Below are 25467 nucleotides of genomic sequence, written 5' to 3' on the forward strand. Positions count from 1 at the left end.
CATGGAAGAAGACCGTAAAAAGTGGCCACCAACAACAAGACGTGTTGCGCTTCATACCAGTCGAGCGATCATTCGCGAGATCGAGGCTCGCACAATTGCAAATGTCGCTCGTTATAGCCTGCGCAGCGGCGAAGCAGTGAGTCACAGACTATCTCAGTTGGAACGAGAGTGGGATACAGATCGAATCATCGAAGCCATGGCAGGGACTTTTGTCGTAATGGGGACGCTACTAGGCGTTACCATCAACCGCCGCTGGTTCTTCGTATCTGCGCTCGCTGGAGGCTTTCTCGTTTCACACGCATTTTCTGGATGGTGTCCTTCACTTCCAGTTTTGCGTAAATTAGGCGCGCGCACAGCAGAAGAGATTGCTGAAGAGCGAATGGCTCTTAAGGTCTTGCGAGGAGATTTCAAGCCCACTACCCATGTGCATGAGGCGCTTGCACAAACGCGAATGGTCTAGATCGCTGCAACTGAGATGCGCCGCAGACCCTCTCTAGACCGTCGCATGAGCGGCGGTCTTCATCCTATTTGAGGGGAGCATTTTTGTCTTCGGTTATCTCTTTTTCGATCCCACTGTCTTCTTTTTCAATCTTTTGCAACATCGAGATGGCGTCTGTTAAATTATTATTAAAGATACGTCGCGCGACATCCAATAATTCAAAAATCAATGGATCTTTTACCGAGTAAGTAACTTTTGTCCCATCTTTTTTCCCGATTACGATATTTTTATTGCGTAAAAGTGCCAATTGCTGAGAGACAACAGAACTATCAACACCTAATTCAGCTTGCAATTCATTTACAAATTTATCTCCCTCACGAAGCAACTCTAAAATCCGGATTCGAATGGGATGTGACAATGTCTTGAAAAATTCTGCTTTAAACTGCTGTAATTTAAGATCCACTCTGCTCCACCCCATGAGTCAAACATTCCATTGCGTGTAAAAAACCGGCCAAGATTTCTTGCGGACGTGGTGGACATCCTGGAACTTTTACATGAATGGGAACAAACGGCGCAATTCCCCCCTCTTGCGCATACGTTTTTCCAATCAATCCATCACCAATCGCACAACCGCCAATCGCCACGACTGCTTTTGGCCATGCGGTCGCTTCATATGTCATCCGTAAGGCTTCAAGTAAATTGCGCGTCACTCCACCAGTGACCGCCAATACATCCGCATGTCGTGGCGATGCAACAAACTCGATACGCATTCGTGAAACATCGTACACTGGATTTAATAGTGCATTCAACTCCCATTCACACGCATTACAAGATCCTGTATCTACATGTCGAACGTGCAGCGATCCGCCAAAAACGGTCGCTGCCAAATGATTGAAACGCACAAGCAGATCGTCCTCACACGAAAGACGCCCTTGCTCAATTCGCGGCGGTTGTGAAGTTAACACCTCCTCGATTGGACGAGTCGAGACCGCCGTTTGCAGTCGTTTTTTGATTAATTTCCACATTCATATCCACCTCCTAACGATCACAACAGGCATAACATAGCTCGAAACTCTTGTTGATCAACGGAAAATCCGGAATGATATTTCCAGGCACCGCATAGGGTACAGCCGGCCAATTCGCGTAAGAAGCAGAACGAATACGCAACCGATAGATCGTTTGATTCTCCCCCACCATCACAAAATGCACATTCTCTCCACGGGCCGACTCCGATATGCCAATTGCAAAACTTCCAGGCACTAGAGACGGCAGTGGTGTAAGGAGTGGCGTGCCATCTCCTGTTTGAACAAGCTCTAGCAAGCGTCGAATAATTTGATCAATGAGTTTTCCTGATTCGTAAATTTCCGCAATACGTTGCTGAAAACGCGCCATAACGTCACCCGTCTGAAAAGTCGGTACAGAGAATTCCAATTCCCCGTACCCCGCATAAGGAAAATTCATCCTCACATCGCGAACTACACCTGATGCGCGAGCCGCCGGGCCAACCACACTCCACTGCTCAACCACCTGGGCATCAAGCACCCCTGTGCGATTAAAACGATCACAAACAATCTCGTCACTCAAAATCGCATCCGTGATTTCTCCAATTTCTTGTAAGATCTGCATGGTAGTCACTCGTATTCGCTCGATTTCAGCGAAACTGAACGTTTTTGCTACACCGCCCACAACGATTACTCCACGCAGATAGCGATGCCCAGTCACATCGTCATTTAACTGCTGCAACTGTTCTTTTAGTCGTGCCCCTTGCATCGTTCCAAAACTAAAACCGATCCCCGCGCAGAGATTCCCTACATCCCCCACGTGATTGTAAAGACGTTCTAGCTCTGCAAGTAAAGTGCGAATCCAAATCGCTTGCGGTGCAAGTTGTATTTGGGCCACCGCCTCAACAGCTTGCGCATAAGACAGTGCATGCGACACACTGCACACACCACACGTTTGTTCTACAAGCGCCATTGCCTCCGCGACATGCATTCCTTCGGCGCGTTTTTCCAACCCACGATGCGTATAAAACAGTTGCGCATCGAGCGATTCGACATTTTCTCCAGCAACCAGAAATCGGAAGTGTCCAGGCTCAATCACTCCTGCATGAATTGGTCCTACTGGCACAATGAACTGACCTTCATCCAAAGCGGGTTCTTGCAGCTCTCGCCTCACTTCTGGAAGTGACTGCAAAAGCGGATAATCGCGACGCAAAGGATAAGCATTCACCCGCTGACCATGCAAAACAAGTGGACGCAAATCGGGATGCCCTATCGGCTGAATGCCTAGTAAATCATAAACTTCGCGCTCATACCAGGAAGCAGCTGGAATGATCGTTGCCACCGAAGGATAGGTTGGATCCGTCGCGGGAATTCGCACCGTGACGAGAGCAATTTGCGACGTGCGATCCGCTGCAAAATAGTATCGCAATATGAAATGACCTGTTCGCTCGCGCTCATCTGTTCCGATCATTGTCAACAAACGAAATCCTGTTTGCATCAAACGCTGACACGCTTTTACAAGTTCAGCACGCAAAACCACTGTTTCCGTTCCCGTATATTCCATTACTGCGCCCTCCCTTCAAGAATCAGCGCTGCATGCTGTAATAATCCTTGAACTTCACGGGGAATGAACAGCCCAAATGCAAACACAAACAAGAGCGGTAAGAAAAGCGGGGCTACCCTCCAGCCAAAGCGCTCCTGAATCTCTGAACGCGATGGCGCCACACCTAGGACCACACGACCAGATTGATAGACCATCACGCCAAAAATCGCTGCAATGATAAGCAGGAAGAGAGCAGAGACAAACCAATGCCCTTGTACAAATGCGGTAGCCGTAAGTGCAAATTCACTCGTGAAAAGGGAGAATGGAGGAGCACCTGACACTGCGAAAGCCGCCAACAAAAAAATGGGGCCGCTATACGGCATGGATCGCAACGCCCCGCGCATTCTGCTCATGTTTTTTGTCTGATAGTGTTGAGTCATATTGCCCGCTGTCAGAAATAACGTCGATTTCGCCATCGCATGGTTAAACATCTGCAACAAGGCAGCTGCTAAGCCCGTTTCTCCCCCAATGCCGATGCCAAACGCAATAATCCCCATTTGTTCTACACTGGAGAAAGCAAGCATGCGTTTGATATCTTGCTGTAAAAGAATAAAAGGAAACGCCACAAACAGCGACAACAACCCAAACAACAAGACAAGATGAGAAACAAACGCTACGCCTTCCATACGCATCACGATCGCGAACATCCGCAAAATCGCGAGAAATGCGGTGTTTAGCAATGCGCCTGAGAGCATTGCTGAAGCCGGCGACGGCGCTTGACTGTGTGCGTCAGGCAGCCAAAAATGCATAGGTGCCAAACCCACTTTCGTCCCGTAGCCAACGAGCAAAAGAACAAAAGACAACAACAACAAATGTGCTGGGAGCGGTTGTGCAGCATGAATAAGAAAAGTCCAGTTCAAGCGATCTTCAGCAGCCCCATAAACTTGTACAGACGAGCTATAAAGAACAACGAGTCCAAGCAAAGCAAACGCGATGCCCACACTACAAAGAATCAAATATTTCCATGCGGCTTCTAGCGATTCTGCTTTCCGGTAGATCGCGACAAGAAAAGCCGACACCACAGTGGTTGCTTCGATTCCCACCCACATCATCCCAAGATTGTTCACGATGGGCACAAACAGCATCGTCGCAATAAATAAATGCAACCATAAGTAATAATTGCGCAACTGCACATCGTTGAGATGTCCATCTGCAACCTCTTGACGCATATACCCAATTGAATGTAATGAAGCAGTAAAACTCACGATTCCAATAATTGCAAGCACTAGCGCGCTGAGCGAATCTGCGTAAAAAAACTGATTAGCGGCCATGACCACGCTCTTTTGTGCGATCTCATAAACAACTCCAATCACCAGTACAAAAGTGATCACACTGCCAATCCCGTGCACGATTTCGCGAATCTTTGGGTGCCCGATTAACCCGCACGCAACCCCCGTAACAATCGGTGACATCAACATAACCCACAGAAACATCTCATTTCACCCCTTCAACCGCCGCAATTTTTCGATGCTCATACTCGAGAGTAGTTCATCCATGCGAAAAGAAAGAGCTGCAATCAATACGACAACGACAAGGACGTCTAGGAATATTCCGATATCCACGAGAAACGGCATGCCAAAACTTGTCGACAAAGCCGCGAGAAACAAGCTGTTCTCAATCACAATCAAGCCTACTCCTTGCATCAAGGCTTTATTGTGCGTAATCATGATCAGCACACCACTCAACAACATTCCGATAGAAATTGAAAGATAGAGATTGTGCCCACTTCCTAGACCTAAGTCAGGGGTAACATAATACCCAATTGCCCACATAGCAAGTACAGCGATGATCAGCCGATCCCGCCCAAAAGACTTTTCGGCTTGGCGATCAATACCAACGGCTTTCAGCGTGCGATATAAAATATAAGGAATGGCTATAGCTTTCACAGCGAGCGTGATTGCGGCGATCACAAACAAATCTGTTCGCCCAGTTTCGATCGCTAGAACCGCTGTTAACAGAGAGAGCATGAAGGATTGAAACGACAGCCATTTAATCCCTGAAAGAATATAGCGAATCGCAATAATCCAACTCGTACTTACCATGAGTGCCATCGCCGTTACGTCCAGCCAAAAATCCATCGAAGTCCCTCCTTTGCTAAACTCCACACTGATCACGGGGCATCGGAACTTATGCACCAACGTAATTGCTAAGTAACGCGAAAAGCGAAAGTGACAACGCCAATGTGAGAAACCGCGGAACTGTAAATAAGCGCATTTTTGCTGTCACACTTTCAATGAACGCGAGCACCACACCAAATAACAGTACTTTGCCAACCCAAATGATCACACCGTATAAAACGTCGTTAGGTGCTGTATCAGTCGCCATCCCATAGGGCAAACATGTGTCAAAGAACACACTGATCCAAAGTAACTGCTTCATCCACGCGCCAAGCGACATCAAACCGAGAGCACGACCCGAAAGATCAAGAATCGCACCTTCATGGATCATCGTAAGTTCCAAGTGCGTATCAGGATTGTCGATCGGTAAGCGTCCTGTTTCTGTGATCACGATCATCAAAAGCGCGGCAGCAGCAAGCAGGGTGGTAAGGGTAAGCCCTTGGCCGGGATGTGAAAGCAAATGTAAGGTGATCCCTGCAAAACTAAATCCTTTACTTAGCAGCCCAGCAGACAAAATCGCTAAAAAGACTGTCGGCTCAACTAATAGTGCTACAAACAAATCCCTGCTAACTCCCATCCCACCGAACGCGCTTCCCGAATCCATACCTAAAAGCGCCGTCAATAATCGTGCAAAACCAAGCAAGTAAATGAATAAAAAGAGGTTTCCAGACGCGAGAAGGGTCTGCCTGTCAACTGTGAATAAAGGAAGGGTCAGAGCGGCTGAAAAAATCAAGGCAAATTGTCCATAGGGTACTAGGCGTGTCACGATCGAAGCTTGATCAGACACTACTGCTCCTTTGTGAAAGTACTTACGCAATTCACGATATGGCTGCCAAATTGAAGGCCCTGTGCGTCCTTGCATTCGCGCTTTTAGACGTTTAATGACGCCTTGCAAAAATGGTGCAAACAGTACGATAAAACAAGCTTGAAGAAGACTCATCATTTCACCCCTTAACGGACCACAATCAACAAGACAATCACGGTGACAAATAAATACACAAGATAAGAACGCACACTGCCATTTTGAATTCGACGAAAGTATTGCGCCGTTTTTAATACGAAATCCCAAGCAGGGCGGTACATATATCCTCTTGCCACGGGAATCATCAACGAGCGAAAAGTACGTGCGACAGGTTGTGAAAATCCTGTCGCACTATAAGACATAAACGCCATCCGTTCCCCTCCACACGTCCAAGTGGGTGCAATATGGCGCTGTTCCTTTCCGATAAACAAGCGAAGCAAAAGAAAGACGAAAAATCCACCACCAACAAGCAGAAAAAGCAAAATAAAAGGCAGTTTGGATATTGCAAACAGATTTCCCGTATACCATAAATGCACAGGAGAAAAGCGCAGAGGTTCAGGAAGCGTCAACTGTAGAGCATTCACGATAAACGCCGGAAAAAGTCCTAAAAGCAAGGCGTAGAGTGCACCCATCAAGAGACTTAGACGCATCGCAAAAGGTGCCTCGTGCGCAGCGCGCGCACCCGGAGAGCGTCCCTCCCCTTGAAACCCGACACCAAAAATCCGAGCGGCCATCAATGCGACAAGCGCACCAGTAAAGAGGAGCGCGAACAATGCAATAGCCGCAAACAAACCTACTACATTGTGAAGATTGGTTCGAGCGAGATCAGCACTTGCCAAAAACACCAACCATTCACTCATAAATCCATTAAACGGCGGTACAGCAGCAACGCTGAGTAAACCAACGGCCATTGCTATACTTGTATAAGGCATGCGCCGAAGCAATCCGCCCAAAAAATTCAAAGAACGCTCATGCGTCCCATGGATCATTGACCCTGCTGCATGAAAGAGTAAACTTTTAAAAGCCGCGTGGTTCATTGCCTGATAAATGGTTGCACACAAGGCAACCCCTGCGATCGTCCACTCACGCAAAGCAAAGGCAGCAATCGAAATGCCGACAACCATGAATAAAAGCCCCATATTTTCGATGCTACTATAGGCGAGAATTCTCTTTATATCCGTTTCTTGTGTCGCGTGAAAAGCACCTAAAACCGCGCTGCTCCCGCCTAACACAATGAACAATACACCCCACCAAACTGTAGGTGAAAGCCAATACAGATTGACTAAAAGCAGACCATACAATGCGGTTTTTAACATGATGCCCGACATCAGTGCAGACACATGGCTAGGAGCCGCGGGATGTGCACGCGGAAGCCAGATATGAAGTGGCATAATACCTGCTTTAAGAGCGAACCCGACGAACGTAAAAAGAAAAATTACGCTCTGAAGTACGGGTGAAAGTGTCCTTGCCAAATGTACAAAGACCGCAAAATCATAGCTCCCTGTAAATTGGTGCAACAGATAAAATGCCAGAATGAGAAAAACCGTGCCAATTTGTGTCATTGCTAGATAAAGCACACCCGCCATGTTGACCTCTGGACGCTCCGACTCATACACGACGAGCAGATACGAAACAAAAGACATCATTTCCCAACCAAAAAGAAAAGTGAATGCGTTGCCTGCTAAAAACACGACAGCCATTGCCGCGATGAATAAGAAAACCCCGACATCAAGCCATGCGCCCTCAAACCGCGCGCGGTACACTTCCCCATAGCCAATCCCATAGATCGCTGACAATACACCTAAAACACCAAGCGTCATGAGAAATACACTGGATAAGGGAACCGTTGCTAAATTCAGAGTAAAAAAGGAAGTCGAAAAAATATCACTGAATAGCGGATGTGCAAACAAAAGAGTTGGATGTTCAAGTCCAGACCATCCAAGAAATAAGATCCCAACCGAAAAAGCAACTGTTGCTAAATTGATCGACACATGGACGATACGTTGCACATCAGCCATCTCCAAATCGTTATATATTATAATGTTATAAGATATATACATTAAAACATAGTGGTTGCGCAGCGTCAATCCAGATAAAAAGTAGATGGGGTGTATGGTGCTCACGTGTGCGAGCACCATACACCCCTAATTTGCCGTTTACACTAAATAAATTTTGCAATTTCCTCAATTGCTTTTGCTACCGCGAAGACAACTTGTTCTTGCCCAGCTCCACCAACAACCTGTATCCCAAAGGGGAATCCGGCTTTCGTACGTCCAATAGGGACAGCAATACCAGGGTAGCCTAAGACGTTAACAAATACGAGATAAGGAAGTACACGAGACCCCATGTTATTGTATACATAATGTGCCACCTTTCCGTGCCGCGGAGATGCTGTCGGATAAAGGGGCGTCAAAAGTACACCGCGATCTTCTGTAATCTCTCGAAACTTCTCCCGCAAGCGCTCAATCTGCCTCGGAAACGAACGAATTGCCTGCTCACTAGGTGGAAATAAGCGTGCACCCAGTAATAAGCGCAAAATCCATTTATGGTATACACTTGTTCCGCGTTTTGATTTCATTAATTCAGAAAATAAGTGAAAAGAAGATCCTTCTTGAATTTCCGTGATCGTCTCCTGTCCGCGATCCTGCAGGATCACATTTTGCCATAAAGCAGTTGCAGACGCCAAAAATCTCCCCTCTACAGATTCTATCGCAAGCCCTGAATCGCGCATCGCACGAATCAATTGCTCCATCCCAAGCGCCAATTCCTCATCAATTGGCGCTTTATCCGTTTGAGCTAACCATTTGATCGGAATCTCACGAGGAACCAAAGGAGAAATGTGATGATCACTTAAAACTTCGTATAATACTTGCGTATCCTGCACATTTCGTGCGAGTACGCCAACTGAATTCATATGCAGATGGTGAGAATACGCTGGATATTCGCCAACACTCGAAATTCTCCCATAGGTAGGACGAATTCCAACAATGCCACAAAAATGGGCCGGGAGACGCGTTGACCCCCCCAGATCACTGCCTATTCCCCATGGAGAAGCAAAGGTAGAAATTAGTGCTGCCTCCCCTCCGCTTGAGCCCCCTGGAGTATGCAAAGGGTTCAATGGATGATTGGTTCGGCCAAATAGCACGTTATCCGTCTCATGTGCCATCGTCAACGTCGACATATTCGTCTTAGCTAAAACAATGGCACCAGCTGCCTTTATACGTGAAACGACAGCCGCATCCTCAGTCGCAAGTCGGTTGCGATGCTTATGCACACCTCCTGTGATCGGTAAACCTTCGATTCGATACATTTCTTTGACCGTAATGGGCATTCCGAGCAGTCGCGGAAGTGTGGAAGGATCAGTCTTTGAAAGAAGACGCAAGTGATCTGCAGCCTCTGCTTCCTTTAAGGCGTGTTCATAGCGCCTATAGGCCACTGCGTTTAACTTAGGATTCACTTCTTCTATGCGCAAGAGATGGGCTTTCACAAGTTCTGTCGAGCTAAATAACCGATTTGCTAACCCTCGCATCATCTCTGTCGCCGATAAACGCGTCAGATCGTTGGTCACGTCCTTCTCAACCCTCATGATTCTACACCCCTGTGCCCGCACTCTATCTTATGAGATTCATAGCCATTCCCACAGTACCAATGACAAACATCACGACGGCTGACGCAAGCGCCCAACGACGGTTTGGAGCCGCAACATAAACAATTAAAAATACCATCGCCAATGCGACAAGCAAAGCAAAAAAAGACACATACACAACTGTATATCCAGTGGTCATTTCGCAATCCTCCCAGGCAGTCTCACTTGCATTTTGACTGACGTAAGCTGTCTCCATCTTACATGAATCCAATTCATCTTGCAGAACTATGCTTCTAAACAATCCTTTAAAACAACTCGTCCACCTTGTTGCAATAGAAACATTTTGTGATATAGCCCCTCTTTAGCCAACAGTTCTTGGTGTGTCCCACGCTCTATCACTTCTCCGTGGTGTAAGACCAAGATCAAATCAGCATCTTGAATCGTAGATAACCGATGCGCAATTGCAATCGTCGTTCGTCCCTGACGCATGCGCATGAGCGTCTCTTGAATTGCTTCCTCCGTTTCCGTATCAACGCTTGCAGTAGCCTCGTCAAGAACAAGAATTTGCGGATTATGTGCCATCGTGCGCGCAAACGCGAGCAGTTGGCGCTGTCCTGCCGACAAGGTGGCGCCTCGTTCGCCTAGCGGTTCACTATACCCATGTGCAAGCTTCTGAATAAAGGCGTCCGCCTGAACAAATTGCGCAGCTGCCACCACCTCTTGATCTGTGATCTTCTCTGTTCCAAGGCGAATATTCGAACGAATGTCACCAACAAAAATAAACGCATCTTGCAAAACGAGCCCAACTTTTTTACGCAAATGTGCATTTGCAAATGTGCGTAAATCAATCCCGTCGATTGTGATCCGACCGCGCTCGACAGAGTAAAATCGCAGCAACAAGTTTGCAATTGAACTTTTCCCACTCCCTGTATGCCCAACAAGTGCCACCGTTTGTCCCGGTTTTGCAACAAAAGAGATGTTCTTTAAAACGTCTGTCTTCCCATCATACGAAAACGATACATCTTCAAAGCGAACTTCGCCACGTGTAATTTGCGGATCCCCCTCCCCTGCTTGTCGGGGAGCTAGATCATCTTCATCGAGCAGGTGAAACACACGATGAGAAGACACCATCGCCTGTTGAAATGAATTTAGTCGAAGCATCATCTGATTGACAGGTTCAAAGAATTGTTCAAGATAACTCACAAACGCATACAAAACACCTAGATCAATGCGCTCCACCATCGATTGAAGGCCAAAAAATCCAAGAACGAGAATCAAGGTACATAAGTATAATCCGTCGATCAGCGGCCGCAAGAGGAGGCTATTGAATTTGATGTTGCGCAAACGTGCGCTGCGATACGCATAGTTGATCCTTGCAAACTCTGCACGCAGGCGATGTTCTTGACGCATTGCTTGAACGATATACATTCCCTGCAGGGATTCACTCAATTTCGCATTGAGCAAACTGAGGCGATGTCTTGCCAAATGAAAGATACGCGAACTAAAATGGCGGTATACTGCCATAATCGCGACAATGATCGGAGCGAGAGCCAAACAAAACAACGCGAGACGCACGTCTAAAATGAACATAGACACATAAATACCAAGAAGTAATACGATGTTTTGTACAAAAGTTGATAAAACACTGACATACATGTCCTTGATCGACTCTGTATCATTGGTAATTCGCGAAACAAGTAGCCCACTTGGCGTGCGGTCAAAAAAAGAAAGTCCAAGCATCTGCACTTTGCCAAAAACATCGACACGCAACTGTTGAATGATGAATAAGGCGACTTTCTGAAATATCAATAGCTGTGTAAAGTTAAAAAATGCTGCCATGAGTTGCAAAGAGAGATACGTAGTAGCAAGTAAAACCAACGGCCATATAGGAAAATTGTGCACAACCAGGTAATGGTCAATAAAAATCTTGATGAGGATAGGACCTAAAACGTTAGAACCTGTTGCCAATACCAATACGAAAAAAGCGAATGTCAAAGTTTTCACGTGCGGCTTGGTATAACTGAGCATCCGTAGCAACAAGGAGCCCGAAAGTGGCGCAACAGCTACGTCATCAACATCCATCACGCGCGAATCCCTCCTTGTTCCACATATTCCTCTAACTGCTGACTGCGATACATAGAGGCGTAGAAGCCACCTTGTTGCATCAATTGCTCATGGTTTCCTACCCCCACAACACGCCCTTCTTCTAGAACGATGATGAGATCAGCATGTTCTACTGCACTTAAGCGATGTGCAGAAATGATCGTGGTGCGCCCTTGCCGCTTCTGTTTAAGTTCCGTTAAAATATGCGCTTCTGTGCGAGCATCTACGGCAGACAAAGAGTCATCAAGAATCAGCACCTCCGCATCTAGCAGGAGCGCGCGCGCAATGGACAAACGCTGCTTTTGTCCACCTGAAAGTGTGACACCGCGTTCCCCAACCATCGTGTTATAACCGTCAGGAAAGCGCATGATGTCATCATGAATCGCTGCGATGCGCGCAGCCTCAGAAATCTCCGCCTGCGTAGCCTGTGGTTTTGCAAACGCAATGTTTTCTGCAATTGTCGCAGAAAACAGAAAATGATCTTGAGGTACATAAGCGATCGCTTTGCGCAAAGAAACTTTTTGCACCGCGTAAATCGAATACCCCCCCATAGAGATATCCCCGTGTACCACGTCAAACTCACGCATAAACAATCGCAATAATGTCGTTTTCCCACTACCTGTTTTCCCTACGACACCGAGCGTAGAACCGCGCTGCAATTCAAAAAAAACACCTTGAAGACTAGGGGTAGACGCTTGGGGATATGTAAATTGCGAAATGCCAACTACAAGGTCACCTGTAAGTTCAACAGCTAAGGCGCCCCTGCGATCTGCTACGTCCTCTTTCATTGCGAGCAATGTCTGAATTCTTTCATAGGAGGCATGACCGCGTTCGACAATATTAAATAGCCAGCCAAACGCGAGCATCGGCCAGATCAATTGACCAAGATACATTGTAAAAGTAGTTAAACTGCCGATCGAAAGCCGTCCATGCGCAACATCATATCCTCCAACAACAAGGCTCAGAAAATAGGAAATTCCTACAATGAGTTGGATCGTTGGATCAAATAATGCGTCAATCTGTGCAACTGCAAAATTTTTAGCCACTACATCGTTCGATAATGTTGTGAAGTTTGCAATCTCTACTTGTTCTTGCCCAAAAGCTTTGACTACCCGCATCCCTGAGATATTTTCTTGAACGCGATCATTCAAATCTGAAAAAGCGGCTTGCGCTTTATCAAAGCGGCGATGCAAGATCTTCCCATACCGACTCGTCGCATAAGCCAAAATCGGCAACGGCAACAGCGCAACGAGTGTCAACTTCAAACTGATCACAGAGACCATGGTAATCATGACTACCGTACCTGTGACGAGTGAATCGACAAGGGTGAGAATTCCTTCCATCGCAGTTTGCTCAACCGCCTGAATATCATTGGTCGCATGCGCCATCAAATCTCCGACGCGTTTTGTTTGATAGAACTGAGGGGACATCCTCGTAAAATGATCGAATAATTGCTCACGCAGCGTAGTCGAAAGCTCAATTGCTGCTCCAAACAACAACCACCGCCAGACATACCGTAAAAAATACGTTAAGAGCGCGACAAAAAGAATCCAACCTAACCACATTCTTAAGTTCCCATCTGTTAACTCCCTGTGTTGCAACGCATCGATAACCAGTCCCACCATTCGCGGTGGAATCAGATTGAGTAACGCAACTGTGATGAGTGTCAAAACGGCTGTTAGATAACGCCATTTTTTCCTCTTAAAATACCAGAGCAAATCAAGGAATATCCGCAAACGATCATCTTCCTTTAACATGTAACATTGAATCAAGTGGGGGATTGGCAGTAAACATTCTGCATGAAGCGCGAGGATACGAAGAAGAACTGTATACGATGAAAACGAGCGTGCCCCCTTAAATTCCAGAATTTCGTGTGGGATATAGAGTAAATATATACTTGATTATAACAACTATGCAACCACTTTTAATCAATCATAGGAGAAACTTCCCACCTTACATGCAAGACAAGGAGAACTGCATTCAGACACAAATTAGACACTTGACAGAACCGAGCATGCGGAGCATTCTATATGCGTAGACTTTGATATGAGTGGGTGTTTATATGAACGACAGCGATTATGTTGCTTATGCGGCACTGTTTCGCCTTCTCTCCGACGTGAATCGCTTGCGTATACTGTACACTGTAAAAGAAGATGCACAATCTGTCTCACGCATTATGGAGTTGACAAATCTCCCGCAGACGTTGGTTTCTTATCATCTACGCGTCTTGCGCGAAAATGGGATTGTGCAAGCGGAGCGCGATGGCCCTTTTATTTTGTATCGCATCGCAGCAGCCACACTTTGGCCTTGGATTACACAAACCAGCGCGTTCACGTCAGAAATACAACAAGGCGAGTGTCGTCATCCACAAAAAAGAAGAAGGGGGAACCGAGGCTATGTATGGGATGAACTTTCAAGAGGGGAATAATGCTTATGGATTTCGCCAACAACGAGGTGGAAGAGAAAGAAAAGCATGTCGTAACATGAACCGCGAACACGTTGCCAGACTTTATTCAGATGTCAGACCACCAGCTGTTCAAGGCCTATTTGAAGATTGGCTAGCAAACGTGCAAGGAGAACTGCTCTCTTTGCTAAAAGCGCAACAAGGGAAGGTCGACTTAGCTCAAATTGCCGTACACCTCTCGATCAGCAAACAAAGTGCACGTGAACTGATTGCACGCCTATACGAACAAGAGCAAATCGAGATTGTGCAAGTTACATGGAAGGCAGACTCTTCGCAGTAAATGGAATTGCCGACCCTTTGCGATGAGGAAAGGGTCGGCAGCACCTTAATGCAGACGATATACACGCGTCTCATAAGGGCGTAAGGAAAAGTGCCTTGGCTGTTCTAACGGATCGACATCGTAATTTGCAATCATCAGATCATAAGCACTGTAAGAAATCTCCTGAGGCAGTTCAAAAACTGGAGATCCATCATAAAAATTATTCACAACCAACCATACTTCTCGATCCAATGTGCGTGTAAATGCATAGATTTGCGGATGATCTTCTAAGATCAACTCGTATTTCCCATAGACTACAATTAAATGCTGTTTACGCAGTTGAATCAATTTTTGATAATAGTGAAAGACAGAGTTGGGATCACGCCGCGCTTTTTCTACGTTGATTTCTACGTAATTCGGGTTCACCTTAATCCATGGTGTACCTGTTGTAAATCCAGCATGAGGACTCGCATCCCACTGCATCGGAGTGCGTGCATTATCCCGCCCTTTCGCTTGGATAATTTGCAACATCAAATCCGGATCAGCCCCACCTTGCACAACCCGATCCTCCCATAAATTGTGAATCTCCACGTCGCGGTAATCTTCAATGCGATCAAACTTGACATTTGTCATGCCAATTTCTTCGCCTTGATAAATATAGGGTGTCCCTTGTTGCATGTGCAAAAAAGTCGCTAACATTTTAGCAGATTGCACACGATAGGTTGAATCGTTGCCAAAACGAGAAACCGCCCGTGGTTGATCGTGATTGTTGAGATATAAACTGTTCCACCCTTTCCCATAAAGATCATTTTGCCAACGCGACATAATCCTCTTTAAATCAGCTAACTTCCACGCGTCAAGCGACCACTTCCCTGCGGGTCCCGCCATTTCGACATGTTCAAATTGGAACACCATCGAAAGTTCTCGACGATCCTCCCCCACATACAGCAAAGCATCTTTTGTCGTTACACCACCGGTCTCACCCACGGTCATAATATCGTACTTGGACAGTACACGATCATTCATTTCACGCAAATAATCGTGCACCTTGGGGCCATTTAAAAAATACTGTCCGCCCCAAGCGTAACGTTGATTCTCGGGATTAGGCGCATCCGGAAATCCTTCAACCTTTGAAATCGCATTAATTACGTCCATGCGAAAACCGTCAATGCCTTTCTCTAACCAAAAAGTCATCATCTCGTAGATTTCGTCCCGCACTCGAGGATTTTCCCAGTTCAAATCTGGTTGTTTTCGACTAAACAGATGCAGATAGTATTCGCCCGTGTGCTCATCATATTGCCAAGCTGAGCCACTAAAAAAAGAAAGCCAGTTGTTGGGTTCCCGCCCGTCTTTTCCAGGTCTCCAAATATAATAGTCACGATAAGGATTCTCTTTTGAAGACCGCGACTCAATAAACCACGGATGCTCATCCGATGTATGGTTTGCCACGAGATCCATCACGAGTTTCATTTTGCGGTTGTGAACTTCTTGAAGCAATTCATCAAAGTCTTCCATGGTTCCAAACTCTTTCATGATGTCACGATAGTTGCTGATATCGTAACCATTGTCATCATTTGGCGATTCATAAATGGGACTCAGCCAGATCACGTCAATTCCCAGTTCCTTGAGATAATCTAGACGAGCGATAATACCTCGCAGATCCCCAATGCCATCGCCATTGTTGTCCATAAAACTGCGCGGGTAAATCTGATAGACGACAGCTTCTTTCCACCAAATGCGTTCCAAAAATAGTACCCCCTTCTTCATCCATCAAGCAGTGCCGCGAAACCTTACCCTTTCACAGCCCCCGCTGTCAACCCCGAAACAATCCACTTGCGAAACACGATGACTAAAATCAAAATCGGAATCAGTGAGATCACCGAACCCGCAAAAATACTTCCGTACGGAACGTTAAACTCCCCACTAAACAGAGCAATTCCTACCGGAATTGTTCGCATTGCATCCTGCGAGTTAAACGTGAGTGCCATAAAAAATTCAGTCCATGCCGCGACAAAAGTAAATACCGCAGCAGTAAATAATCCTGGAGTTGTTACGGGTAAAAAGATGCGCCAATAGGTTTGAAAAACACTAGCACCATCCATTTTCGCCGCTTCAAAGAGTGCTCCTGGAATTTCTAAAAAGTAATTGCGCAGAATCCAAATTGCAAATGGCATATTAAAGGCGGTATAAGGGATAATCAACGCTTGATAGGAGTTTAACCACCCCAGTGAACGCAGCAACATGTACAACGGAGAAATCACGGCGATCTCAGGAAATACTGAGATTACAAGCAAGGCAATCATCAACGGCACTTTTCCCTTAATCGGCAGACGCGCAACGACAAATCCTGCCATGCTCGCAAAAAATAACACTAGAAGAGTCGAACTCACAGCGACAATGACGCTGTTTACAATGAACGTAGAAAAATGATAAACCGTAAAAGCTCGTACATAATGCACAAGTGTCCAGTGATGCGGAAACAAGGAAGGCGGATAGGCACTTATATCTGTGTTTGGTTTAAATGAAGTCACAAACATCCAATAAAAAGGGAGTAAAATTACGAGCAAAAAAGCGATTAAGACAACATAACCCAACACAATTTGACGCTTGCTCCGAATCATGCGTCTTCCCCCTTTACTAAAGAGCGAAATGCCGAAAGGAATACGAGACACACAAACAGCACAAGTAAAACGGTGCTTACAGCAATCGCCGAACCCCGCCCAAACTGGAGATTTTGAAACAAGATCTCATACCCGAGAATAGCGAGTGACTGCGTCGCATCGCCTGGTCCTCCACCCGTTAACACAAAAGGTAAATCAAATACGCCAAACGCTTGTAAGATCCGAAATAAACCAGCAAGTGCAATACTCCCCCGCAAAAGGGGCAACGTGACTTTCCAAAAAGACTGCCAGCGATTCGCTCCATCCATATAAGCAGCCTCATAATATTCCTCAGGGATCATTTGCAACCCGCCAAGCAAAATAATTACAACAAACGGTGTTGTTTTCCAGATATCTGCCACCATCATCGCAATAATTGCACTCGTCGACGTCCCAAGCCACGTCACAGGCGATTGAATAAGATGCATAGATTGCAACAGGTAATTTAAAATCCCGTACACTCCATTGTAAATATAGTCCCACATTTGCGCTGAAATCACCGTAATGAGGGCCCACGGGATAAGCATTACAACGAGTGAAAGGTTTTTTAAGCGCTGCACGTTGTTCACTGCTAATGCAATGAGTAAACCTAAAACCAACTCAACAACAACTGTCACCACAGCATACATTACAGTGAATTCCACACTGTGCCAGTAAACGGAACTATGAATTAAAATATCGTAGTTTTTCCCTGCATTAAACTGCAGTTGAAAGCCATTTTCCGTTAACGTCACATGGTTGAAACTCATGTACATCGAGTATAGAATTGGAAAAATTGTGATCGCGCCGATAATCAACAGGGCGGGGAACAACATGAGATACCCAGCGCGGCGATCTGACTTACCTAATTGCGAGCGCCGTTTCCCCCCTTGTTGTTCTTGCAAAATTGCATTCATCTCCCATTCTCCTCTACAGACAGTGGGCGAAGGATGAATCTTCGCCCACTGCGCAAGGTTACAAGCCGAGATTACTCTACGAGCAGCAAATCAACCAGTCAAGTGACTTATAGTCCGCCGCCAGAGCCCACTGCTTGCTGCATCTGTTGTTGCGCATTTTTCAATGCTTTTTTCGGACTGATCGTACCTGATAGTGCTGCATTCACGTTGGTGTAAAGCGCTTGTGAAATTTGTGGATAGTTTGGTGTTTGATCGGGACGTGAAATGAAGTGCATCTTATTGACAAGCTTAAAGACCGGACTCACGTTTTGCACTTCAGGACTCGATGCTACAGCCGCATTGGTTGGGAGTTCCGTAAACTGTACAGCGAGAATCGTCTGAGCCTGCTTTCCTGTCATCCAGTTGATAAAAGCAAGATCTGCAGGCAAGTTTTTCGAGTGCGGATTCACATACAAGTCCCAACCACCGATCGTACTATATCCGGCACCGCCATTGAAACTCGGCAACACTGTTACACCTACTTTGCCGACCACTTGGGAATCCGAGGGATTTTGTGAATTGGCCCAAGCGTATGTCCAATTTCGCAAAAACGCTGCCTTCCCTTGATCAAAGACATTCATTGACTCAGACTCTTGGAATGTGTCTTCCGCTGTCGGAGACACCCCACTTGTGATGAGACTGCGCATAAAGTCGAGCGCTTTCAAAGCTTGCGGTGAATCAATGGTCGGTTGCCCTTGTGCATTGAGTACAGAGCCACCTGCATCGGCTAGATATTCTTGGAAATCGCAAGTCAATCCTTCATAGGATGCCCCTTGCCAGACAAACCCATATTGGACAAGCCCTTTCTTTTGCAACTCTTGTGCTTCTTGTTTCAACTGTGCCCACGTGGTCGGTACGGGTAAATGTGCTTTTTCCAGCAAATCTTTGCGATAATACAGAAACCCGGAATCCGCAAAAAATGGAGCGGCATACACGTTCCCTTTATAGGTTGCTCCTTGAACTAATCCTTTTGAAAACCGCGACCAGAACGAGGCCGGTAACACCGTATTTAATGGCAATGCAAGTTGCGCGTGAGCAAATTGCGCTGGCCAGATCACATCTCCCATATAAACATCAGGTGTCGAAGAGCCGCCGCCAATTGCTGTGGACAAACTTGCCCTGTTGGTGTCTGTGTTGTTGCTTTGACTTTGTAGCTGCACTTTAATTTTTGGATACTTCTTCTCAAATGCAGCAATCAACGCATTGCGCAATCCTGTGTGTGTGATAGGTGGCGCAGCCCAAACAATCGTGCCACTGGCATTTGCGAAGTTAATGGTGTGAGTTTGCGAAGAGGATGTCGTTGTTGGGGTTGGCGTAGTCGCCTGATTGGTTCCACATCCCGCAATCAATCCCCCTACACTCAGCATGGCAACTGCCATCGCAGCACTTTTTTGCAATTTCTTCATCTCGAAATCCCCCTTTGATCATGTCGTATCTCATTCCCTGTGCAGCGTCGTGACTGACTCCCGCTCAACCAATTGGTGCGGAAGATAGTATGTCCCGCATGGCGGCGGAGTGCCATCTGCGTCTATCATTTGTAGCAATACCTGCACCACACGTTCACCAATGGCTGAAAACGGTTGCGCAATCGTCGTCAGCGCAGGTGTGACCATGCGCGCGATGCTCAAATCATCAAACCCAACGACAGACATGTCATCTGGCACCTTTAGCCCGTGATCGTGAAGACAGCGCATGGCTCCAATCGCCATTTCATCACTCGCAGCACAAATCGCCGTCAACTGATTGTCATTCTGACGCTCTAACAAACGCTGCATTGCCGCATAGCCACCATCGAAGCGATAATTGCCGGCTTCTACATATTCTTCTCGAAACGGGATCTGATAATGTGCCAACCCCGACCGATACCCCTGTAAACGAAGTGCACCTGTCGCATCATTTTCAAGTTCACCTGAAATCATTCCGATGCGCTGATGTCCACGCGCAATCAAATAGGAAACCACATCAAACACCGCGCGCACATCATCAACTTTAAAAGCAGGCAGCGGAGTTTTTGCGACGGTTTCGGCAAGCGCAAGTACCACTGGAATTCCAATGCGTTGCAGTACAGGGTCGTAATCCTCGTCGATTAACTTACTTGTGAAGATAATGCCATCCACTTGATGCTGCTTCAAAAAAGTAAACCCTTCGAGTGCGCGATGACGTGAATGTTGAGAGTCAAACAGCAAAACCTTCATTCCGTTTTCGCGACTCGCACGTTCAATGCCACGATATAACTCAGTGAAAAAAAGGTCGTTTATACCAGGGATAACCAATCCCAAAGTGTTCGTCTTTTGAACACTCAACCCGCGCGCGATTGCATTCGGCGAAAAATCCAACTCTTCCATGACTCGCCTTATACGCGTCCGTTTTTCCGGGTCTACAAGTTCAGGGCGATTCAATACTCTCGATACAGTGGCTTTTGAAACCCCTGCAAGCTCTGCCACATCTCCGATCGTCGGGCGCTTTTTGATAAACTCACCCCCTTATGAATCAGTTTCATGAAGCGTTTTCAGCAATTATATACTTCAGACAATAGCACACATTTTTCGACCTAGCAATCAATCTTGCAATGTTTTTGTTTAAATCAAAAAAAAACCGAGTAGCAACTGCCACTCGGCGTAGTATCTGTTAAATCATCCTCATTTCATACGTAATCCAACCCCATACATGGCGAGTGAAATTACAAAACCAAGCGCCATCCAGAGTGAATGTAGTGCGATTTGCCCATCCATCAAAAAAAGTATCCCATTCCATGCCGCAAACAACATGGACAATGCTGCAATCCAACCAAGCACTATATAGCGCCAAGACTTTGCACGATGAGCAACAAAGACAAAAAACCAAGAAAGTGGTACCAGTAGCACCCCAAGGCCTGAATGACCTTCAAGCACAGGGTTACTATAGGACAAAGACCAATTCAGCACACTCCAAAATTTCGGCCAAAATGAAAGTGACTGTGTTCCAGGAATGATGATAGGGATTGAAAAAAACAGATTTGTCACCATGCCAACGATAAATTGAATCAACAACCCGATTGCCATCACCGCAGAAAAATCGGGAAGCCGCTTGCTTATACTGCGCATGTGCGGCTTTCACACCCCCTTAGAGACTAAATACACGAGCAAACAGTGAACGCCGTTTCATGCGCAGCGGCCGTGCCTGCTGCATTTGACTTAAAATTTCATTTTGCACATAGCTCATACTCTGTAGTCTCTGATCAATATAGTCACGAATCTCCTGAGATTGGCGCTGCGCCATAGATTCCAATTGAAGAGCAAGTTGCTGGCTTATCGCTTCCCATTGCGTTGCCTCATTTTCCATTTTAGACTCCTGTGCATCATTGGCCCCAGCAACTTGGTAAAAAGTTGCAAACACTTCACGTATCATTGCCAACGACAAACCTTGCGCACGCAATTGATTTACCTTTTCTAGTCGAGCCACAATGCTCTCTGTATAAATTCTACAACCATTTTCATCCCGTGCAATCGCCAAAAACTCAACAAGTTCTTTTTCCCAATTGCGAATCGTCCCCTGCGACACACCAATTCGTTCCGCAACATCAGAGATGCTATAAGATCGCTCCATCACGCCTTCATACCTCCTACAATAAGATGACAAGGATATTCGCGCCTTGTCTTGTCGAATCCTTTGCCGAAGGAAGAGAAGTTTTGTCGAGCGGGAGCAAAATTCGGACACCTTTATAACGCCTTTCCAGGGAAAAGGAATGGTGAAGTATTTTGGCGAATAAACAAGTAGCGCAATTCATCATTTAAACGGATAGATGCTCTTTGCGCATCACAACTCGAGGAGGAATCCATTCCTTTGTCACTTTTAGACGTAACTTACATCCTGTTATTCTTGACCTCTCTATTTGGAGCGGTGCTCTTTTTTGGATTTACTTTCCGTCGTCAAATCCGCTATCCTTTGTTCGTAGTAAGTTCCCACGTGATCTTCGCCTCTGCTACTTGGGCTTTATTCTCGATCAGTCTTGTACGCCACCTTTTTCGCTTTGCATCCCACCCCGATCATTTCACAGCAGTCCTCTATCTACTGCTTGGGTATGCGATTTACACTTTTACGTACTTACTTGGGGTTTATTTCTTTTTTCGATATGACGCAAAAAGAAAGCACGTTCGCCTTCAATCAATCGCTTTACATTTAACCTTAGCTGGACTCACGTTTATCTTTGTCACCTCATCCTATATCGTCGTGGCACTAACACCTGTTCATGCGCTCCCCGCAGGAAAACTTGGCACAAATAGCCCACTTTGGTACCTCGTTCACCGCGATCAAATTCTTCACAGCCATTCAAGCTCCTCATCATCTAACCGATCGCCATATTGAAATCGCTGAACTCCATTCTCTTACTTGGTGTGAACTGAGATTTCATCATCAAAGTTCTTCACTAGTAAATTTTTATCACGATTCTCCATACTTCGACAATAAAATTTCTCATCTTGTCGTAATGTGGAGAATCATAGAGATGAGAATGGGGTGTTTCTTTTTGCAACGCAAGCGCACTGTCCATCAGGTTTTATTGCGAAGAATTGAATTCTTACGAAAAGAACTTACTCGCGCCGTACACGCAACAGAGAGTTTCTCCGCACACGAAGTTCTACGCATCAGTCATAGATTAGATCACTATATTATTCTCTATCAAAAAATCGAGATGCGCAAAAAGCATTCGGCTACTCGCTAAAAGCCTAGAGACCCACCTCTCATTTCATATGCTTACATACGCTTTGAACAATATACGACCTTGTTTGCTGATTATTCCGACACCCATTACAAAGCCATCTTCTTCTAAATTGTGCCATGGCTTGTACTTGTAGAAGAAAAAGTACACCAGCTGCATAAGCCCTCTTGCCAATCGAAATTCCAATTGTGCAGATACAATTGGAATCTTCAAGATCGGGTATAATGTGGACAGAAATGTACGGGTCCAGCAAGCGGATCTGCGGGAGGTACTCATGTGAAAATTGCTCTATTTACGGAAACTTTTCTCCCTTCCACCGACGGCATTGTGACACGCCTATGCGCAACCGTTGATCACCTTCTTGACATGGGACATGAAGTGGCATTGATTGCGCCTGCTGGAGCCCCTGACTTTTATCGCACTGCTCCCGTTTTATCCGTAAAAGGATTCCCTTACTTTTTCTATCCTCAAAAAAAGTTTTGTTTACCTTCTCCTAAAATCGGAGCCTTTCTGGCTGAATTTCATCCTTCATTAATCCATATCGTCAATCCAGTGGTCCTTGGTGTAAATGGCATCTACTATGCTCGCAAGATGCACCTGCCACTCGTAGCGTCATTTCATACCAATCTTGCTGCTTACGCCCACACTTATGGCGTGCCCTTTTTAGATCCGATCGCTTGGAGTTATCTCCGGCTTTTGCACAATCAAGCCATTCTGAATCTAGCCACTTCTGAAGCGATGGTCAGAGAACTGAATGCGCGCAAATTTTGCAACACACGTTTGTGGGCCGGAGGTGTAGACACAGAACTCTTTCATCCACGCAAGCGCCTAGACCTCATGCGTGCTCGACTCACAAACGGAGAAAAAGATCATCCGATCCTTCTTTATGTCGGTCGTTTAGCCCCTGAAAAACAGCTTGAGCGACTTCGCCCGCTGTTAGACGCTATGCCAAAACTACATATTGCCTTTGTCGGAGATGGCCCTGATCGACACCGCTTAGAACGCCTTTTCGCACACTCCAACGCCACGTTTCTCGGTTTTTTGCACGGTGAAGAATTAGCGTCTGCCTATGCCTCTGCCGATCTATTTCTCTTTCCGTCAACAACAGAAACACTAGGTCTTGTCTTACTTGAAGCGATGTCATCAGGATTGCCTATCTTAGCTGCGAAAAGTAAACCTTCGGAGGAGTTGATCGGACAAACACACGCAGGTCTATTCTTTAATCCAGACGAGGAAAATTCCCTACAAGACGCCGTACATAATCTCTTGATTCATCCAAAAATGCGGGATGAATTCGCGCGCAAGGCCCGACACACAATTGAAGCACGCAGTTGGAAAGCACCGACAAAAGCGCTCGTAGACTCCTACGAATGGGCAATTGAGGCCTATCGTTTACAATCAGAATTGCCAAGTGATCTAAATATTCCAGTATAAAAGATGCTTTGATTCACATGCTCCTATAAGAGAATACCAATGGTATAATCACAGACAGATAGATCGGGAAAATAACAGCCGAGGTGACTTCATGCGGATATTGATTACTGGCGGAGATGGATTTTGTGGATGGCCCACAGCTCTCTATTTATCCCGCAAAGGACATGATATTGCAATTTTAGACAACCAGATACGACGCGATTGGGATCGCGAGCTAGGCATTGCCTCTCTCACTCCGATTGCTTCCATGGATGAGCGTGTACACGAGTGGCAAAAATACGCGAAAGGTGCCTTTGAAGCCTATCATGTAGATATGCGAGATTATGATGCGTTAGCCCACGCTGTCGCACAGTTTGTCCCCGATGCCATCGTCCACTTCGCAGAGCAGCGGTCAGCCCCCTATTCGATGATCGATCGTGAACATGCCGTATTTACACAGACAAATAATATTGTCGGCACACTAAATTTACTCTATATCATGAAAGAAGTGGTACCAGACTGCCATCTAATCAAATTGGGTACGATGGGGGAGTATGGAACTCCTAACATCGATATTGAAGAAGGTTACCTTACGATTGAGTACAAAGGTCGCCAGGACACCTTACCTTACCCAAAGCAACCTCCTTCTATGTATCATTTGTCAAAAGTTCACGATAGCCATAATATTATGTTCTCATGTAGAGCTTGGAATCTGCGTGCAACAGACCTTAACCAGGGTGTTGTGTATGGCGTTCAGACGGATGAAACACGCATGCACCCCCTTCTGTCTAACCGCTTTGACTATGATCAGATCTTTGGCACTGCGCTAAATCGCTTTTGCGTTGAGGCTGCCGCCTCTCACCCCTTAACCGTCTACGGGGCGGGTGGGCAAACACGAGGTTTTATCAACTTGCAAGATACCGTCCGTTGCATTGAGATCGCTGCACTCAATCCGGCATCACGAGGTGAGTTTCGCGTATTCAACCAGTTTACCGAAGAATTTTCTGTAGCTGCTTTAGCTCAAAGAGTGCAACGAGTATCTGCCGATTTAGGAATTCAAGCAGAAATTTTACACCTGCAAAATCCGCGTGTAGAAGCAGAACAACATTACTACCATGCGGCACACACCAAACTTCTTGAACTTGGGTTAACTCCACATTTGCTGTCAGACCAAACGATCCGCGAGATGATCGAAAGCGCACGAATGCATAAAGAGGAGATTCAACTAGACACAATTATGCCAACTGTCACGTGGTCCTAACCGATTGACTGCTCATCGAGAGAAGGTCGGGCGAGATCCTCGCTCGACCTTCTATCGTTGTACGCCCGGCATGGGCGGAATCTTTAGGGTGTAAGTCCCGAACGGGGGTTGGCGACAAACCTACCGTT

25 protein-coding genes are annotated in these 25467 nt (G+C 46.1%); 7 read left to right on the forward strand and 18 right to left on the reverse strand.

The annotated features are described in order from the left end of the window. Window position 1: 1 nt before the first annotated feature. Window positions 2–460, forward strand: a complete 459-nt coding sequence (locus BM613_RS08870) for a YgaP-like transmembrane domain (RefSeq protein ID WP_109430821.1) — start codon at window positions 2–4, stop codon at window positions 458–460. Between the two features lie 64 nt (window positions 461–524). On the opposite strand, the gene BM613_RS08875 is transcribed toward BM613_RS08870, so the two are convergent. The 11 genes from BM613_RS08875 to BM613_RS08920 all read right to left on the reverse strand — a co-directional run bounded on the left by BM613_RS08875 (window position 525) and on the right by BM613_RS08920 (window position 13387). Further along, entirely contained in the window at window positions 525–902 is a 378-nt protein-coding gene (locus BM613_RS08875; protein WP_109430822.1) for an ArsR/SmtB family transcription factor, read from the reverse strand. Then, a complete protein-coding gene (locus BM613_RS08880; RefSeq protein ID WP_109430823.1) occupies window positions 892–1464 on the reverse strand; it encodes an NADH-quinone oxidoreductase subunit B family protein in 573 nt (190 codons plus the stop codon). The genes BM613_RS08875 and BM613_RS08880 overlap by 11 nt, the downstream gene beginning before the upstream one ends. 13 nt (window positions 1465–1477) lie before the next feature. Continuing rightward, window positions 1478–3004, reverse strand: a complete 1527-nt coding sequence (locus tag BM613_RS08885; RefSeq protein WP_109430824.1) for a hydrogenase large subunit — start codon at window positions 3002–3004, stop codon at window positions 1478–1480. Then, the gene (locus BM613_RS08890) at window positions 3004–4476 is read right to left on the reverse strand and encodes a proton-conducting transporter transmembrane domain-containing protein (protein WP_109430825.1); all 1473 of its coding nucleotides are present in this window, start codon (window positions 4474–4476) and stop codon (window positions 3004–3006) included. Before BM613_RS08890 ends, BM613_RS08885 begins: the two co-directional genes overlap by 1 nt. A 6-nt stretch (window positions 4477–4482) precedes the next feature. Continuing rightward, entirely contained in the window at window positions 4483–5121 is a 639-nt protein-coding gene (locus tag BM613_RS08895; RefSeq protein WP_109430826.1) for a hydrogenase, read from the reverse strand. Between the two features lie 49 nt (window positions 5122–5170). Continuing rightward, window positions 5171–6100 (reverse strand): respiratory chain complex I subunit 1 family protein, encoded by a 930-nt coding sequence (locus tag BM613_RS08900; RefSeq protein ID WP_181363000.1) that lies wholly within the window; start codon window positions 6098–6100, stop codon window positions 5171–5173. A gap of 11 nt (window positions 6101–6111) precedes the next feature. Further along, complete coding sequence (locus BM613_RS08905) at window positions 6112–7971, reverse strand: proton-conducting transporter transmembrane domain-containing protein (protein ID WP_181363001.1); 1860 nt, start codon at window positions 7969–7971, stop codon at window positions 6112–6114. Between the two features lie 152 nt (window positions 7972–8123). Beyond that, on the reverse strand, window positions 8124–9548 hold the full coding sequence (locus BM613_RS08910; protein WP_109430829.1) for an amidase: 1425 nt from the start codon (window positions 9546–9548) through the stop codon (window positions 8124–8126). Between the two features lie 25 nt (window positions 9549–9573). Then, window positions 9574–9804, reverse strand: coding sequence for a hypothetical protein (locus BM613_RS15050; protein ID WP_181363002.1), 231 nt, complete (start codon window positions 9802–9804; stop codon window positions 9574–9576). Between the two features lie 29 nt (window positions 9805–9833). Further along, window positions 9834–11630, reverse strand: a complete 1797-nt coding sequence (locus BM613_RS08915) for an ABC transporter ATP-binding protein (RefSeq protein WP_109430846.1) — start codon at window positions 11628–11630, stop codon at window positions 9834–9836. Beyond that, a complete protein-coding gene (locus BM613_RS08920) occupies window positions 11630–13387 on the reverse strand; it encodes an ABC transporter transmembrane domain-containing protein (protein WP_109430830.1) in 1758 nt (585 codons plus the stop codon). The genes BM613_RS08915 and BM613_RS08920 overlap by 1 nt, the downstream gene beginning before the upstream one ends. A gap of 326 nt (window positions 13388–13713) precedes the next feature. On the opposite strand from BM613_RS08920, the gene BM613_RS08925 reads away from it, so the two are divergent. After that, window positions 13714–14079 (forward strand): ArsR/SmtB family transcription factor, encoded by a 366-nt coding sequence (locus BM613_RS08925; RefSeq protein WP_109430831.1) that lies wholly within the window; start codon window positions 13714–13716, stop codon window positions 14077–14079. Further along, window positions 14048–14395: a hypothetical protein gene (locus BM613_RS08930; protein WP_146192783.1), complete on the forward strand. Its 348-nt coding sequence runs from the start codon at window positions 14048–14050 to the stop codon at window positions 14393–14395. Before BM613_RS08925 ends, BM613_RS08930 begins: the two co-directional genes overlap by 32 nt. A gap of 45 nt (window positions 14396–14440) precedes the next feature. Here the strand turns inward: BM613_RS08930 and BM613_RS08935 are convergent, their stop codons facing one another. The 7 genes from BM613_RS08935 to BM613_RS08965 form a co-directional block, all read right to left on the reverse strand. Next, entirely contained in the window at window positions 14441–16120 is a 1680-nt protein-coding gene (locus BM613_RS08935) for a glycoside hydrolase family 13 protein (protein WP_109430833.1), read from the reverse strand. 44 nt (window positions 16121–16164) lie between these two features. Continuing rightward, window positions 16165–16995 (reverse strand): carbohydrate ABC transporter permease, encoded by an 831-nt coding sequence (locus tag BM613_RS08940; RefSeq protein ID WP_109430834.1) that lies wholly within the window; start codon window positions 16993–16995, stop codon window positions 16165–16167. After that, window positions 16992–17930, reverse strand: coding sequence for a carbohydrate ABC transporter permease (locus BM613_RS08945; protein ID WP_109430835.1), 939 nt, complete (start codon window positions 17928–17930; stop codon window positions 16992–16994). The genes BM613_RS08940 and BM613_RS08945 overlap by 4 nt, the downstream gene beginning before the upstream one ends. Window positions 17931–18037: 107 nt before the next feature. Beyond that, window positions 18038–19375 carry an ABC transporter substrate-binding protein gene (locus tag BM613_RS08950; RefSeq protein ID WP_109430836.1) on the reverse strand — a complete coding sequence of 446 codons (1338 nt, stop codon included), beginning with the start codon at window positions 19373–19375 and terminating at the stop codon, window positions 18038–18040. Between the two features lie 30 nt (window positions 19376–19405). Then, window positions 19406–20413, reverse strand: a complete 1008-nt coding sequence (locus tag BM613_RS08955) for a LacI family DNA-binding transcriptional regulator (RefSeq protein ID WP_245926320.1) — start codon at window positions 20411–20413, stop codon at window positions 19406–19408. A gap of 195 nt (window positions 20414–20608) precedes the next feature. Beyond that, window positions 20609–21052, reverse strand: a complete 444-nt coding sequence (locus BM613_RS08960) for a hypothetical protein (RefSeq protein WP_109430838.1) — start codon at window positions 21050–21052, stop codon at window positions 20609–20611. A 19-nt stretch (window positions 21053–21071) separates the two neighbouring features. Next, complete coding sequence (locus tag BM613_RS08965) at window positions 21072–21554, reverse strand: helix-turn-helix domain-containing protein (RefSeq protein WP_245926322.1); 483 nt, start codon at window positions 21552–21554, stop codon at window positions 21072–21074. A gap of 237 nt (window positions 21555–21791) precedes the next feature. Here BM613_RS08965 and BM613_RS15055 point away from each other — a divergent pair, with 237 nt between their 5' ends. The 4 genes from BM613_RS15055 to BM613_RS08980 all read left to right on the forward strand — a co-directional run bounded on the left by BM613_RS15055 (window position 21792) and on the right by BM613_RS08980 (window position 25339). After that, a complete protein-coding gene (locus BM613_RS15055; RefSeq protein ID WP_181363003.1) occupies window positions 21792–22313 on the forward strand; it encodes a hypothetical protein in 522 nt (173 codons plus the stop codon). 160 nt (window positions 22314–22473) lie between these two features. Next, window positions 22474–22668 (forward strand): aspartyl-phosphate phosphatase Spo0E family protein, encoded by a 195-nt coding sequence (locus BM613_RS15060; protein WP_181363004.1) that lies wholly within the window; start codon window positions 22474–22476, stop codon window positions 22666–22668. A gap of 273 nt (window positions 22669–22941) precedes the next feature. Next, window positions 22942–24099: a glycosyltransferase family 4 protein gene (locus BM613_RS08975; RefSeq protein WP_109430841.1), complete on the forward strand. Its 1158-nt coding sequence runs from the start codon at window positions 22942–22944 to the stop codon at window positions 24097–24099. A 91-nt stretch (window positions 24100–24190) separates the two neighbouring features. Continuing rightward, window positions 24191–25339: an NAD-dependent epimerase/dehydratase family protein gene (locus BM613_RS08980; RefSeq protein WP_109430842.1), complete on the forward strand. Its 1149-nt coding sequence runs from the start codon at window positions 24191–24193 to the stop codon at window positions 25337–25339. Window positions 25340–25467 lie beyond the last annotated feature (128 nt).

Source organism: Sulfoacidibacillus thermotolerans (assembly GCF_003144315.1).
GTDB classification, from domain to species: domain Bacteria; phylum Bacillota; class Bacilli; order Alicyclobacillales; family SLC66; genus Sulfoacidibacillus; species Sulfoacidibacillus thermotolerans.

Coding starts and splice junctions, on each gene's coding strand:
- BM613_RS08870 (WP_109430821.1), top strand. CDS start 2: ATGGAAGAAGACCGTAAAAAGTGGCCACCAACAACAAGACGTGTTGCG.
- BM613_RS08880 (WP_109430823.1), bottom strand. CDS start 1,464: ATGTGGAAATTAATCAAAAAACGACTGCAAACGGCGGTCTCGACTCGT.
- BM613_RS08885 (WP_109430824.1), bottom strand. CDS start 3,004: ATGGAATATACGGGAACGGAAACAGTGGTTTTGCGTGCTGAACTTGTA.
- BM613_RS08890 (WP_109430825.1), bottom strand. CDS start 4,476: ATGTTTCTGTGGGTTATGTTGATGTCACCGATTGTTACGGGGGTTGCG.
- BM613_RS08895 (WP_109430826.1), bottom strand. CDS start 5,121: ATGGATTTTTGGCTGGACGTAACGGCGATGGCACTCATGGTAAGTACG.
- BM613_RS08900 (WP_181363000.1), bottom strand. CDS start 6,100: ATGAGTCTTCTTCAAGCTTGTTTTATCGTACTGTTTGCACCATTTTTG.
- BM613_RS08910 (WP_109430829.1), bottom strand. CDS start 9,548: ATGAGGGTTGAGAAGGACGTGACCAACGATCTGACGCGTTTATCGGCG.
- BM613_RS15050 (WP_181363002.1), bottom strand. CDS start 9,804: ATGGAGACAGCTTACGTCAGTCAAAATGCAAGTGAGACTGCCTGGGAG.
- BM613_RS08915 (WP_109430846.1), bottom strand. CDS start 11,630: ATGGATGTTGATGACGTAGCTGTTGCGCCACTTTCGGGCTCCTTGTTG.
- BM613_RS08925 (WP_109430831.1), top strand. CDS start 13,714: ATGAACGACAGCGATTATGTTGCTTATGCGGCACTGTTTCGCCTTCTC.
- BM613_RS08930 (WP_146192783.1), top strand. CDS start 14,048: ATGTATGGGATGAACTTTCAAGAGGGGAATAATGCTTATGGATTTCGC.
- BM613_RS08940 (WP_109430834.1), bottom strand. CDS start 16,995: ATGATTCGGAGCAAGCGTCAAATTGTGTTGGGTTATGTTGTCTTAATC.
- BM613_RS08945 (WP_109430835.1), bottom strand. CDS start 17,930: ATGAATGCAATTTTGCAAGAACAACAAGGGGGGAAACGGCGCTCGCAA.
- BM613_RS08950 (WP_109430836.1), bottom strand. CDS start 19,375: ATGAAGAAATTGCAAAAAAGTGCTGCGATGGCAGTTGCCATGCTGAGT.
- BM613_RS08960 (WP_109430838.1), bottom strand. CDS start 21,052: ATGCGCAGTATAAGCAAGCGGCTTCCCGATTTTTCTGCGGTGATGGCA.
- BM613_RS08965 (WP_245926322.1), bottom strand. CDS start 21,554: ATGGAGCGATCTTATAGCATCTCTGATGTTGCGGAACGAATTGGTGTG.
- BM613_RS08980 (WP_109430842.1), top strand. CDS start 24,191: ATGCGGATATTGATTACTGGCGGAGATGGATTTTGTGGATGGCCCACA.